Source organism: Acetobacter papayae JCM 25143 (genome assembly GCF_000613285.1).
GTDB classification, from domain to species: Bacteria; Pseudomonadota; Alphaproteobacteria; order Acetobacterales; family Acetobacteraceae; genus Acetobacter; species Acetobacter papayae.
Genome location: NZ_BAIN01000062.1, coordinates 1 through 12,714 on the forward strand (window position 1 = coordinate 1; position 12,714 = coordinate 12,714).

14 protein-coding genes and 2 pseudogenes are annotated in these 12,714 nt (G+C 60.2%); 11 read left to right on the forward strand and 5 right to left on the reverse strand.

Annotated elements, in window-relative coordinates:
- Both JCM25143_RS24160 and JCM25143_RS24165 read right to left on the reverse strand, forming a co-directional pair.
- The coding region (locus JCM25143_RS24160; protein ID WP_234395219.1) for a glycosyltransferase at positions 1–540 on the reverse strand (540 nt) is incomplete at its 3' end.
- An 86-nt stretch (positions 541–626) separates the two neighbouring features.
- The gene (locus tag JCM25143_RS24165; RefSeq protein ID WP_234395213.1) at positions 627–1,226 is read right to left on the reverse strand and encodes a hypothetical protein; all 600 of its coding nucleotides are present in this window, start codon (positions 1,224–1,226) and stop codon (positions 627–629) included.
- Positions 1,227–2,268: 1,042 nt separating this feature from the next.
- On the opposite strand from JCM25143_RS24165, the pseudogene JCM25143_RS19250 reads away from it, so the two are divergent.
- The 4 genes and pseudogenes from JCM25143_RS19250 (at position 2,269) to JCM25143_RS19255 (ending at position 6,420) form a co-directional block, all read left to right on the forward strand.
- Positions 2,269–4,258 (forward strand): annotated as a pseudogene (locus tag JCM25143_RS19250) (pyrroloquinoline quinone-dependent dehydrogenase).
- A 114-nt stretch (positions 4,259–4,372) separates the two neighbouring features.
- Complete coding sequence (locus tag JCM25143_RS12095; protein WP_025861372.1) at positions 4,373–5,269, forward strand: transporter; 897 nt, start codon at positions 4,373–4,375, stop codon at positions 5,267–5,269.
- A 138-nt stretch (positions 5,270–5,407) separates the two neighbouring features.
- Positions 5,408–5,671 carry a hypothetical protein gene (locus JCM25143_RS24170; protein WP_234395214.1) on the forward strand — a complete coding sequence of 88 codons (264 nt, stop codon included), beginning with the start codon at positions 5,408–5,410 and terminating at the stop codon, positions 5,669–5,671.
- A complete protein-coding gene (locus JCM25143_RS19255) occupies positions 5,671–6,420 on the forward strand; it encodes a helix-turn-helix domain-containing protein (protein WP_234395215.1) in 750 nt (249 codons plus the stop codon). The genes JCM25143_RS24170 and JCM25143_RS19255 overlap by 1 nt, the downstream gene beginning before the upstream one ends.
- 5 nt (positions 6,421–6,425) lie before the next feature.
- On the opposite strand, the gene JCM25143_RS20990 is transcribed toward JCM25143_RS19255, so the two are convergent.
- Both JCM25143_RS20990 and JCM25143_RS22795 read right to left on the reverse strand, forming a co-directional pair.
- The gene (locus JCM25143_RS20990; protein WP_051543304.1) at positions 6,426–6,932 is read right to left on the reverse strand and encodes a type 1 glutamine amidotransferase; all 507 of its coding nucleotides are present in this window, start codon (positions 6,930–6,932) and stop codon (positions 6,426–6,428) included.
- Between the two features lie 17 nt (positions 6,933–6,949).
- Positions 6,950–7,138 (reverse strand): hypothetical protein, encoded by a 189-nt coding sequence (locus JCM25143_RS22795; RefSeq protein WP_199897876.1) that lies wholly within the window; start codon positions 7,136–7,138, stop codon positions 6,950–6,952.
- Positions 7,139–7,347: 209 nt separating this feature from the next.
- On the opposite strand from JCM25143_RS22795, the gene JCM25143_RS12115 reads away from it, so the two are divergent.
- The 7 genes from JCM25143_RS12115 to JCM25143_RS12140 all read left to right on the forward strand — a co-directional run bounded on the left by JCM25143_RS12115 (position 7,348) and on the right by JCM25143_RS12140 (position 12,266).
- Positions 7,348–7,539 carry a Flp family type IVb pilin gene (locus tag JCM25143_RS12115; protein WP_025861373.1) on the forward strand — a complete coding sequence of 64 codons (192 nt, stop codon included), beginning with the start codon at positions 7,348–7,350 and terminating at the stop codon, positions 7,537–7,539.
- A 154-nt stretch (positions 7,540–7,693) separates the two neighbouring features.
- On the forward strand, positions 7,694–8,926 hold the full coding sequence (locus JCM25143_RS12120; RefSeq protein ID WP_025861374.1) for an AAA family ATPase: 1,233 nt from the start codon (positions 7,694–7,696) through the stop codon (positions 8,924–8,926).
- Positions 8,926–10,137, forward strand: coding sequence for a CpaF family protein (locus JCM25143_RS19265; protein ID WP_234395216.1), 1,212 nt, complete (start codon positions 8,926–8,928; stop codon positions 10,135–10,137). The genes JCM25143_RS12120 and JCM25143_RS19265 overlap by 1 nt, the downstream gene beginning before the upstream one ends.
- The gene (locus JCM25143_RS24175; protein ID WP_234395217.1) at positions 10,119–10,496 is read left to right on the forward strand and encodes a hypothetical protein; all 378 of its coding nucleotides are present in this window, start codon (positions 10,119–10,121) and stop codon (positions 10,494–10,496) included. Before JCM25143_RS19265 ends, JCM25143_RS24175 begins: the two co-directional genes overlap by 19 nt.
- A complete protein-coding gene (locus JCM25143_RS12130; RefSeq protein ID WP_025861375.1) occupies positions 10,381–10,965 on the forward strand; it encodes a hypothetical protein in 585 nt (194 codons plus the stop codon). The genes JCM25143_RS24175 and JCM25143_RS12130 overlap by 116 nt, the downstream gene beginning before the upstream one ends.
- 46 nt (positions 10,966–11,011) lie before the next feature.
- Complete coding sequence (locus JCM25143_RS12135; protein ID WP_025861376.1) at positions 11,012–11,347, forward strand: type II secretion system F family protein; 336 nt, start codon at positions 11,012–11,014, stop codon at positions 11,345–11,347.
- Between the two features lies 1 nt (position 11,348).
- Positions 11,349–12,266 carry a type II secretion system F family protein gene (locus tag JCM25143_RS12140; protein ID WP_035371262.1) on the forward strand — a complete coding sequence of 306 codons (918 nt, stop codon included), beginning with the start codon at positions 11,349–11,351 and terminating at the stop codon, positions 12,264–12,266.
- A 150-nt stretch (positions 12,267–12,416) separates the two neighbouring features.
- On the opposite strand, the pseudogene JCM25143_RS12145 reads toward JCM25143_RS12140, so the two are convergent.
- Positions 12,417–12,714: pseudogene (locus JCM25143_RS12145) on the reverse strand (hypothetical protein); the annotation flags it as partial.

Consider the following 12,714-nt stretch of genomic DNA (forward strand, 5'->3'; position numbering starts at 1 on the left):
CTGGGCGTGGGTACGGGCCTCGAACTCGCGCTCTACACGCGCCCGCCCCGCCTGACCATGCGCCACACGCAGCGCGGGCGAGTGGAAATAGGCCAGACAGGCTTCGGCCATGCCATCGATATCGGGTGGTGCGCCACAGAGCAGCCTGCCCTGCACGTCATCGGTAATCATTTCGCCAATGCCGCCCATGTCAAACGCAATGACCGGGCGGGAAAGCGCCATGGCCTCCATAACCGCGCGGGGCAGCGGGTCGGGGTAGACGCTGGGCACCAGCACCACGTCAAAATCCGAAACATACGGAATCACATCGGCCCGGAAGCCGAGGAAATGCACCTGTTTTTCCAGCCCGAGTGAGCGGGCCAGTTCCTGACAGGTGCGCAGGTGATCCTCCGCCATGTCCTGCGGCGTGTCACCCAGAATGACGAAGTGGCACAGGGCTTTTTCTTCGGGGCTCAGTTGCGCGAGCGTGGCATGGGCCGCTTTGACGAGTTCCACAAATCCCTTGCGGCGGATGACGCGGCCATGGGCGCCAAAAATCACGCTTTCAGGCGGCAGGCCCAGTTCGGTCCGCAGGTTGGCCGTGCTGGAACCGGGCTGGAATTCCTCCAGATCGAGGGCATCATGGGTCAGGCTGGTTTTGTCGCGGCACTGTGCAAACTGGCCCGATACTGCGGCGGAAACACAGAAAATGGCCCGAACGGCCGCACTTTTGGCCAGAAAACGGTGCAGGCCGCGAATGGGTGCGGGCACATCGGGTAGAAGACATGCCAGATAGCCGGAACCCCGGTCGCTCTGGCTACAACCCCACCTACGAGATTGGCCGTGGTGCCGTTGCAGAAGATAAGCTGGTAGCGCTCCCTGCGCACCCGGCGGATCAGCCCGAACAGGCCAAACGTCGCGCGCAGGATATTGAAAACGGAACGGCCGGTGCGCAGGGGCAGCGGGGCTGTGAAATCCTCGCGGGTCATGGCGCGGTTTATGGGCTGCTGCAGGTTTTCCAGCAGGGCCGGTTCGATAATGAGGGTATCGGCGGCGTTGTGGCTGCGGATATCCGCGCTGACCGTATCTTCACGCGGGAGTAGAACCGTACGGTTGATCCTGCGCGGGTCAAGAAAGCGGAGCAGGCAGAGCAGCGTCTTGCCCGGGCCACCATTGCGCGACGTATCGTTGATAAACAGTACCCGGACAGGTTCTGACGGCGCAGTATGGTGGGGGGCAGTGGACATGAGAGAGGTCAGTGTTCCGGCGCTAGGGTCTTGTGGGCGCACACCCTGCGAAACAGACGGGATACAATACTGACAGCCCGCCCTGTTGCCGCATGAGGGCGCATGGTGCGGGGGCTTTATATTTTATTGTCAGGCGGGAAGGCAACACGAAGATAGGCCGTGCATGGCCCGGTTGTTCGGGATGCGAACACGGTATGTTTCAATATGTTTATACCGAATACAGTCTCTGGCCTGTTTCATTTCTGTCCGGCACGGTTTGGCCCGCCTTTTTTCACCTCGATATTTTTTCAAGGCGTAGGCTGGGCGCGTTTTTCAGGCCTGTGTCGGCTTTGTGTGGTGGGCTGTTGGTAGTCGGGCGGGTGGGGTGTCGTGCCTGTGGTGTAGGGTGGGGCCGCGCAGGCTGTATCAAGACTGATACAGTTGGGTGCGTTTCCTACACACTGTGGTGAGACGCCCCATTCCTGATTTGAAGAATTCCCTAACATTACTGAAAGAACACGCATGGCTCTTGGTATGTCCGGGGCATGGTCATGCAGGCGTGGCCTCTGCGGGTGTGCCAGGAGCGTTTCAGGGAATGATTGAGATGCAACAAAGTCACGCACGACTATGGTCCATCATAACCGCGCTGTTATTTGGCGCGGCGGGGCTGTTTTTATTTCTTGGTGGGGCTGAACTGCTCGTTCTGGGCGGTTCGTGGTTCTATGCGCTGGTGGGTGCGGTGCTGCTGGGCACGGCTGCGGCGGGCTTTCGCAAGCCGCAGCTTGCGGCCCGTGTGTATGCGGGCCTGCTGGTGGTGGCAACGCTCTGGGCTCTGGCTGAAACCGGCCTGAATATCTGGGGGCTGGAAGTCCGCCTACTGACGCTGGTGGGGCTGGGAGCCTGGCTGCTGCTGCCGGGCATATGGCGCACCGGGGCCTCGTGGCTGGATGACAAGAAACCCCTGCTGGCAGGGTTGGCTGTGGCGTGTGTCGCCCTCGTGGCAAGCTGCTTCTCGTCCTATTCGATTGATGGAGTCGTGCCTGCGGACCGCATGGCCGCCGCCATGCCGGACCTCAAGGACGGCGTGCCCGTGGGGGACTGGCACTATTATGGCCGTAACGCACAGGGGCAGCGTTACAGCCCGCTGACACAGATCACACCCGGCAATATCAGCCACCTCAAGCGCGCATGGGTGAGCGAAACTGGCGATACCCAGCAGGCGGGCGAGGCCGTGGTGGCCGGGCCTGACGCAGGGCACGAGTTCAACCTTGAGCTGACCCCCATCAAGGTGGGTGACACGCTGTATATGTGCACACCCCATAGCTGGGTGATGGCCATGGATGCGGCTACCGGCAAGATCAAATGGAAATATGACCCGCACCCGGCAAAGGCCGATTTGGATTCCAATGTGTATCTGGCGTGCCGTGGGGTGTCCTATTACCGTATTCCTGACGAAATCCAGACATCGTGCCGTGAGCGGATTTACTCCCCCGTGGCGGATGCGCGCATTGTCGCGGTTAACGCTCAGACCGGCGAGCCCTGCGAGGATTTTGGCGATCACGGCTTTATTTCCATGCGTGACTACATGGGCAACGTGCCGCTGGGCTTCCATTTCATCACCTCTCCTCCGCTGGTCATGAAAAACCGTCTGATCACGGGCGGCTGGATTTTCGACAATCAGGCCAATTTTGAACCCTCGGGCGCTGTGCGCGCGTTTGACGCTACCACCGGCAAAATTGCCTGGGTGTGGGATGCAGGCCATAACCCCGAAACATGGACGCCGGGCCCCGGCGATGAACTGACGCGTGACACCCCCAACGCATGGGGCGTTTATACGGCCGACCCCGAACTGGGGCTGGTGTATCTGGCACGGGTAATGCCCCGCCGGATAACTGGGGTGGTTCGCGCCGTCCGTTTGACGACGCCACATCCAGTGCCACGGTTGCGCTCGACATCGTTTCCGGCGAGCGGCGCTGGCTGCACCAGACCGTGCATCATGACCTGTGGGACATGGACATTCCCTCCGGCCCCAGCATGGTTGATCTGCCCGGCCCGAATGGTACGGAGCTGCCTGCTCTGGTGCAGAGCACCAAGCGCGGCGAATTTTTCGTGCTCGATCGCCGCACGGGTGAACCCCTGCCGGGCTACCCGGTTGCGGAACGGCCCGTACCCACCGCCGGTCATGCGTCGGATGACTGGGTTTCGGCCACGCAGCCTTACCCAACCGCCATGCCCAGCCTGTCTCCGCCGGATCTGAAAGAGACCGATATGTGGGGGGCAACCCTGCTGGATCAGATGATCTGCCGTATCGAGTATCGCCAGTCCGCCTATGATGGGCAGTTCACGCCGCCGCATGTGGGCAAGACCACCATTGTCTATCCCGCGTTCTATGGTGTGGTTGACTGGCAGGGCATTACCATCGACCCGGCGCGCAAGCTGCTGTTCGCCAATGCCAGCTACCTGCCGTTCCGTATCAAGCTCGATCATCGCACCCAGCTTGAAAAGGAAGGCGTGCTGCCCAAGTGGACGGGTGCAGGCAACGAACCCGCCGCCAAAGGCAATGCGCTGGCCATTTCGCCTGATTACGGCACGCCGTATGTGGCCTACACCAACCCGTGGCTGAACCCGCTCCAGATCCCCTGCAAAGGCCGGTATGGGGCACGCTAACCGCGATCGATCTGGTGACCAAGAAGATCGTATGGCAGCACCCGGTTGGCACCACCCGCGATACGGGGCCTTTCCGCACGCATAACAATATTCCGCTGCCTACGGGCATGTATAACATCGGCGGCAATATCGTAACGCGTGGTGGTGTCGTGTTCATGGGCGCTACTGCGGATGACTACCTGCGGGCCTTTGATGTCTCCACGGGTGAGGTTATCTGGCGCGACCGTCTGCCCGCGGGCGGACAGGCCACACCGCTCAGCTACGAAAGCGGTGGCAAACAGTATGTGGTGATCGCCGCTGGCGGCCATGGTGGCCTTGGCACCCGCAGTGGTGACTACATCGTGGCCTATACGCTCGATGGCGCACAGGGCACGCCCACACCCTAAGCCCGGAGCCAACCGGGGCCTGTTCCCGGTTGGCCCTTTCATTTCCTTTGAAACATCCTGCGTATTGCCGCCCCCGGCGTGTCATGGGGGCGGCCTCCATGGTGGAGATTTCACATGAACCTTGCCAGAAAATCGCGGCAAATCCTCTTATGGTCAGGGCTGTGCGTTCCGGTGCTGCTGGGGGCGGGTGCGCAGTCGTCCCATGCGGCGGATATCACGCTGGGGATCATCGGCCCGCATGAATATGACCTGCCGGTGGATTTCAAACCCTTCAACGTGCTGGTGCAGTATGGTGACGGCAACGACGCGGGGAATGCCTATAACGGCTCGGGCCAGCGTGTTGCGGCCCATGGCGGTGGGCATAGCTGGTCGGGCATGACCAAATACGTGCATTTTCGCACGTTTGACGCCATTCCCCATGTCGGTTTTGCGTTCGAGGTGATCCAGCAAGAAAGCTACTCGCTGGCGGATGGCAAGAATTACGGCGGGCTGGGCGGCACGATTGTGGGGCCTGCGGCATGGTTCAAGCCCAATGCCCACAGCACGTTTGGCTTTCAGACCTTCATGGTCACGCCTTCGGGCTCGCGTGATGCGCTGGCCAGCCATTACTGGTCGAATATTTCGAGCCTTATTTTTGATTACGAGTGGAAGCATTTTAGCTTCGATGGCGACTTTGGCACTGTCGTTGCCTCTACCAAGCATGAGCCGGGGCAGCATGCCTTTTCGCCGGGCGTGGTCTTTTACTCCAACCTGCGCTTTAGCTGGAAAGCCACAAAGCTGATTGAGCCTTTCTTTGCGTTCGACTGGCAGAATGCCGGTGGTACCTATGACCAGACCCTCAGGCAGGATGTAAGCGATACCAGCAGCCGCGAGGTGGCTTCGGGGTTGGGGATCATGTTCAACATCAGCCGCAGCGTTAGTGTAACCGCGCGTTACAGCCACTCGGTTGAAGGGCGCAATATACCTGAAACCGATGCTTATTACCTGAAATTTCTGTATCTCTGGCAATAATGCGAACGGCTTCTGTAACGGAGCGCAGGTGTTGCTGTCTTCATTGTTATTCGAAAATTCAATATAAAATATAGACAAGACAGGGGGTTTCCGGTGTGCCGGAAAGGAAATCAGCCTGTCAGGGTGGGAGTGCGCTGAGTGGAGCAGGAGCCACGGAAAGAGAACACTACGGTGCGTTATTGCGCGCTCGGCCATGCAGCCTGCCGGGCCGGCTCCAATGAAGTGGCCCGGTCATGGGAGCGCTGTCAGGCCCTGTACCGCATGGACCCGTCCAGACAGTGGCGCGCGGAAGTACTGACCAGCACCGAACTGCGTCAGGTCAATGATTCCGCCGCCCCTTTGTTGCGGGTGGGACTGCCGGAAATACAATCCCTTTTCGGCCTTGTGCGTGATCTGGGCTGATGGTGCTTTTATCGGATGCGCGGGCCGTGCTGCTGGCCCGCTGTATCAGTGATTCCCACCGCGCGGTCTGTCGCAGGCTGCACCTGCAGGAAGGAGCTGTCTGGGATGAAGGGCTTGCCGGCACGAATGGCGTGGGCACTGCCCTGCGCGAAGGCTGTTCCGTAGCCCTGACCCGGGGTGACCACTGGCGCTTTTGCTTCGCGCTGCTGGAAAGCCATGCCGTGCCGGTGTTTGACGGGCAGGGTCAACTGGCGGGTGCGCTCAATCTGGCCTCGTTTGGTAACGAAAGCACCCGGCCTGTCGCCCCGCTCCTGCGCGAGGCGCTGTTTCAGGCTGCCCGCCGTATGGAGGAGCAGTTGCTGCGGGGGCGTTATCCCGGCCAGCGGATCATGACACTGGGGCCAGCGCGTGGGAGTTCAGGCCCGCTTGTAGCGGTTAATGAAGCGGGCGACATCGTGGGCGCAACCCATGCCGCGCGCACCATGCTGGGCTGGGGGGCGGGGCAGGCGTCGCCCTCGGAAGGCCCCTCGGGCAAATATCTTACCAGCACCGGGGTGCTTGCCACCCGGCCATGTGGTGTTGAGCGTGTTACCAGCTTCCGCGAGGCGGAAGAGCATGTGATCCGCACGGCGCTGGGGCTGGCGCGGGGTAATGTGTCCGCCGCTGCCCGCCATCTGGGGATCAGCCGCGCGACACTTTATCGCAAGCTCCGCGCGCTGGAGGTTGTCACCCCCCAAGGCCGGGGGTGAGGCGTTCAGCCTATGGCTTGTCCAATCCGCCCGCCTGACAGGCAGTGCCACAGAAACTGCGCGAACTGTGCCTGCAAGACCGGGGGAGCCCCTTCGGTCTTTTCCTCTACCGCCTGCTGGATGGCAGGGGGCAGCGAGTGCCCGCGCTCATGAAACAGGGCGCGGAAAACCGTATCCGTAAATTCGGGGTGCGGCTGAACTGTCAGGATATGGTCGCCATAGCGCAGGGCGGCATGGGCGCAGGTGGGGCTGCGCATGATGGTGCGCGCCTGCGGCGGCGCGACCATGACCTGATCCTGATGCCAGGCGTTGAGCGTCAGGTGCGTGCCATCATCAAGCGTGTAGTCCTGCGGGCCGACAACCCAGCCACCGGGGAATTTTTCCACCCGTCCGCCCAGAGCCTGCGCAATAAGCTGGTGGCCAAAGCAGACCCCCACCATGGGTACATGCTGGCGGTCCGCCTCACGCACGAAGTCTTCCAGACCGGGAATCCACGGGTGGTCCTCATACACGCCATGCGGCGAGCCGGTTACCAGCCAGCCGTCTTGCTCCCCAACCCCGGAGGCAGTTGCCCGTCCATGACGTGGTAGGTGGTAAAGGTGGCGTCCGGGCGGCCGAGGCTTGCCCGGAACATGTCCGGGTAATCCATGGCGTGTGCGCAGAGTGCCTCAGGGGGGCGGCCGGTCTGGAGAATGCCGATACGCATGATGTCCGTCATGAAAGAGAAAGTTGGGTCACCCGCGTGCGGGGTGCACGGGCGGGCGCGCACCCTATATCAGGTTTGCATGGCTTGATAAGGGGGGAGCTATCGCGCCCCGCAAGGGGGAATGGTTGCCATTTTATAAACATATTCCATCTTTTCCCACTTTGTTTTATGGGGAAAAGGCGTTTGATTACTGAGTGACTTATTTAAGGGAAGAGCTGGGCATGCTGAAAATCCATCAGGCCGTTGGTTGTTTTGTCTATCGGCTGCGTAAGGATAAGCGCGGTGTGACGGCTCTTGAATACGGGCTGATTGCGGCGCTGATTGCCGTGACCATTCTCAGTGCCGTAACCACCATGGGGCAGAAGCTCCAGCACACCTTCCAGCACGTCGCCAACTCCCTGCCGTCTAACTGAAGCAGGCCGGGCAGACAGGGGGCTGCCATATATTATGGTGCCTCTGTCTGTCTGCCGTGAGTATGCCGGGTGGATAAGCCCGGCGCAGGAGGCCCCTGCCTTGCGGGCAGGTGGCCTGTAGCGGCTGGAAGCCGCATGCAGGGGTGCGCAGGCCATGTCTGAAAACGGTAAGCGGTTTACAGAGACCACGGAGCAGGGTGCTCGGGTTCTGGTTATTGTTCAGGACATGGAAACCGAGGCCATGATGGCCGATTTCCTGAACACGGTCTGCCCCAATGAAGGGCGGCTGCTCAGGTTGGGTATGGAACAGGCCCAGCATTACCTGTCCAATAATACCTGCCCGCCGTATCTGGTGCTGGATATCCGTGGCAGCACGGACCCCTTGGCCAGTGTGCGCCAGTTCAAGGGCATGGTGCCGCCCGATGTCACGATGATGCTCATCGGAGATCGGGACGACGTCAATTTTTACCGCTCCATCACGCATGGCTACGGCATTGCGGAATATCTCTACCCGCCGCTGCACCGTAATCTGCTGGTACGGTTTTTTGGCGATATCATCCTGCATGGCCAGAAAGAAACCACCAGTGTAGGGGGCGGCAGTCTGGTTACGCTGTGTGGTGTGCGCCCGGGTGTCGGGGCTTCCACGCTGCTGGCCAATCTGGGTTGGTATGTGGCGCAGGAAGCGCGGCGCCACACGCTGCTGATTGATTTTGATACACAGGCTAGCCGTTTGGGGGTGTTGCTCAACGCCGAGGATAATCTGGGCCTTCTTTCCGTGCTGGAAGAGCCGGAGCGGATGGATAGCCTGCTGGTAGAGCGCAGTATCCAGAGCGTTTCAGACAGGCTCAAGCTCCTGTCCTCTCTGGGGCCGGTGGGGCAGAAACCGCGTTTGGCTCCCTCCACGCTCAAGTCCTTGCTGGGGTTTGTGCGCGGGCAGTTCCACTTTGTCATGGCCCGCATGGACTGGAGCGAGGGAGAGACATTTGCCAGTCTGGCAGGGCAGGCGCAGCAGCTTATGCTGGTGATGGACCCGACCCTCGCCTGTATGCGTGATACGTTGCGCCTACTGGCAGTGTTGCCGCAACTGCACCTGCCCACCAAACCCGTGCTGGTGCTGAACCAGTTTGGCCGTCCGGGCACGTTGTCCATGGATGAGGTGAGCAAAAGCCTTGGCTGCCCACCTGATATCGTTATTCCCTACCTGCCGCGCGAATGTGGCGAGGCCGAAATCAACGGTGAGCCCGTCGCCCGTGACTGCAAGCCCTATCATGATGCGATCAGCCGCATCGCGCATGAAAGCCTGTCTCTGCATAGGGTTGCACGCACGGGGGCTGAAGAAAGGGGGCTGGTCGGCAGGGTTGTAAACACTCTGCTGGGTGCGCGCTGATGGACGACGCCACGCCACCAGCCGGGCGCGCCAGCCGGTTGCAGCGCCTACAAGACATGCAGCCCCATGCCCAGTCGCCGGAAGATGGGGCGGGTAGGTCCAGTGCTGGGCCTGCGGGCGGCCTACATCCTGCACAGGATAGCGCGGATGCGGGCTTTGCTCCCGCATCGGGTCATGAGGCGGCGGAACGGCGATTTACCAGCGAGCAGATCCTGTCGCTGCGTGCCTTGTGTCTGGGGCGGCTTGATCCGGCTGTTATTCTGGCGCTGGAGCCCGAACAGCTTGCGGGCGCTGTGGAAAGGGTGGTGGATCAGGCGGCCAATGAGCAGCGTATCCGCCTGAACCTGCGCGAGCAGAAGAAAATTGCCGCAGAACTGGTTAACGACATCAAGGGGCTGGGGCCAGTACAGCCTCTGCTGGATGATGACAGCATCAGTGATATTCTGATCAACGGCCCAAAGCGCATATTTGTCGAGCGTTACGGAAAAACCGAGCTTTCACCAGCGCAGTTTCGTGACCAGCGGCACCTTGTTTCGGTCTGTCAGCGCGTGGCATCCGAAATGGGACGGCGGATTGACGAGGCCAGCCCCATGGTGGATGCGCGCCTGCGCGATGGATCACGCGTCAATATCGTTTTTCCGCCGCTGGCTCTTGATGGGCCTTACATGTCCATCAGAAAATTTTCTAAAAACAAAATCGATTTACAAAAACTGGTGGAATACGGAAGCTGTTCCCCCGCAGTTGCGACCATACTGGAAATAGCCTCGCGCGTGCGGCTGAACATTATTGTCTCTGGCGGTACAGGCTCGGGCAAGACTACCTTGCTGAATGCGCTTTCCCGTTTCATCGATTTTTCCGAACGGATTATTACCGTCGAGGATGCTGCGGAACTCCAGCTCCAGCAGCCGCATGTCGTGCGTATGGAAACGCGCCCGCCCTCCATCGAAGGTAAGGGCGAAGTGACACAGCGCGATCTGGTGCGTAACGCCCTGCGCATGCGGCCTGACCGTATCATTGTGGGGGAAGTGCGAGGGGCCGAGGCGTTCGACATGCTACAGGCCATGAATACTGGCATGATGGCAGCATGTCGAGCATCCACTCCAACAACACGCGCGAAGCCATTACCCGTGTGGAAAGCATGGTGCAGATGGGCAGCTTCGGCCTGCCTGTTCACGTTATCCGAACGCAGATCGTGGGCGCGGTGGATTTGATTGTGCAGGTGGGGCGTAACCGCGATGGTGTGCGCCGTATTATGCAGGTGACAGATGTTGCCGGGGTTGAAAACGGCATGGTGGTTATGAACGATCTGTTCAGGCTTGGTTTTGATGGAGAAGACAGCAACGGGCGGCTACTTTCCCATTACGATGTGTCGAATATTCGCCCGAGTTTCATGAAAAACTCGAATATTACCAGATGGATGGTCTCTGGAACGCCACTCTGGCGGATAACCGCGCATGACGGTGCCAGCAGGCCTGTTGCTCGGCATGGCGGTTGTGGCCGTGTTGGTGGGCGTGGGCTGGTGGGGGTGTGCCGTTTACCGGCGTATGCGTGTTCAGGAACGGCGGAATGAACGCCTGATCCGCCTGCTGGGTCGTTTTCGTGGGCCGCTTGATATTCGCGGGCCGTTTGCGCGCCGGGTGCAGGATTTGTTTTCCTTTATTGCTGAGCATGGAAGACGTTTTTTTTATACAATCGTCAATTATGGTGCCGCCAAAGCCGCGATCAGAAAAAACGATTACGTGGTATTTGGCGCGCTCGCAGCCCTGCTGCTGCTGGCATGGCCTGCTTTTGCCTTGTTGGGTTTTTTGGGGATCGTGGTCGAAGTCCTTGCGTGGATTTTGGGCGTGCGCGCACTCTACACCTATATAGGCGGGCGCTATAATACCCAGCTATATGAGCAACTGCCTGATACGATCAGCATTATTGTCCGGGCCTTGCGCGTGGGCGTGCCGTTGCCGCGTATTCTTGATCTTGTTTGCCGCGAGGTAGCCAGCCTACGGCGTTTGAGTTCACGCGGCTGGTGCAGGATATTGCAGTAGGGCAGAGCCTGCCGCAGGCTTTCGCCAATATGGCCGAGCGGTTGATGTGACGGAATACCGCTTCATGGCAACGGTTATTGAGGTGCAGGCGGAAACCGGCGGCACGCTGGTTGATATTATGGCTATGCTAGAAAAAACCCTGCGTGAACGCAGAGCTATCAGAAAAAAGGCCATTGCGGCTTCGGGCGAGGTTCGGCTTACCTCATATGTGCTGCTTGCACTGCCGTTTCTGGTGGTTCTGCTGCTGGAAATACAAAGCCCTGCATATTTCAACGGTCTTCTGGCTGACCCGCGTGGTTATGGCGTGCTGGCGCTGGCCGGAGGGTTGTGGTGTCTGGGGCTGTTTTCCATACGCTTCATTACAGCCAGAGTTCTGAAATAGCATGATGGCTATGTTTCTTTTCCTTTCCGTTCTTGTGCTTGGTTTCGGCTGCATATGGGGGGTGGTGCTGCGCCCGCGCCTTGCCTCTGGCCGACGGCGGGCGAGGCTGGATCGGTTGCAGCACTACCGCGTGGCGGAGGTGATAGACAGGCCCGGTCGGCGTTTCTCTCTGGTGCGGGGAGCATATGAGGTCGGATCGTTCATGATGCGGTATAAGGTTTTGCCGCGCAGGACAATTGATGAACTGTTCCGCACGCTCGCACGTAACACGCAGGAACCCGACAGGCTGCTGCCGGTTTTTATCGGCGCCAAAACCGTGCTGTTCGGGGTGGGGTTGCTGCTGGGTTTTGTTGTGTTCGTGGTGGTGGATATAGGCTCCATTATCCATCTGGTTCTGCCTGCCGGGCTGCCTATCGGGGGGATGTTGCTGCCGGATATGGTTCTGGCAGCCCGGCGTAGGCATTATCTGCGCGCCGTTGAAAGTGGCATGGCGGATGCACTGGATATGCTGACTATCTGCGTGGATGCGGGCATGCCAATCGAAGCCGCCATGCAGCGCGTGGCCCGTGACATGCTGCGGGTGAATGGCAGCGTGGCCAGTGAACTGCATCTGACCGCGCGGGATATGAGCTTAATGCCCGACAGGCAGGAGGCGCTGCGGCAGATGGCCACGCGCACGGGGCTGCCTGTTATGCGGCAGGTGGCAACCGTTCTGGGCCAGTCTTTTGAGGTGGGGTCTCCCATCGCACAGGACTTGCGCCTGCTGTCTGAAGATGTGCAGGCCGATACCATGCTGCGTTACCAGACAAGTGCCGCGCGATTGCCAGTTTATCTGACCCTGCCGATGATCCTGTTTATCCTGCCGGTTATTTTTATCGTGGTGATCGGCCCCGTGGCGCTATCCCTGTTAGGGCAGTAGGGCAGTAGGGCAGTAGGGCAGTAGGGCAGTAGGGCAGGGCTCATTGTTGATAGGGCGCTGCATTATGGGCTTGCCTATCCGTGCTCCGTGCTCCGTGCTCCGTGCTCCGTGCTCCGTGCTCCGTGCTCCGTGCTCCGTGCTGGGGAAATATCAGGCGGTGGGGGGCTGCATGCCTGCCCGGGTGAGCAGGGTTTCTACTTCCGCAAGCAGGGCGCGCCCGCTTGTTTCATCCGTAGGGGCGGGCAGGCGTGGGCCTGGCTTTATGCGGTAGCGCATGGGCAAAGGTGGGCGTTTGAGAAAAGGCCAGCCTTGCGAGAGATAGGGTGAATCCGTCTCGATCAGGATAACCTGCACAGGCAGGCGGGTGCGCTGGGCAATGGCGGCAAAACCCGGCTGGATGGGGCCGGGAGGGGCGCCTGCGCGGGCGCGCGTGCCTTCGGGGAACAGG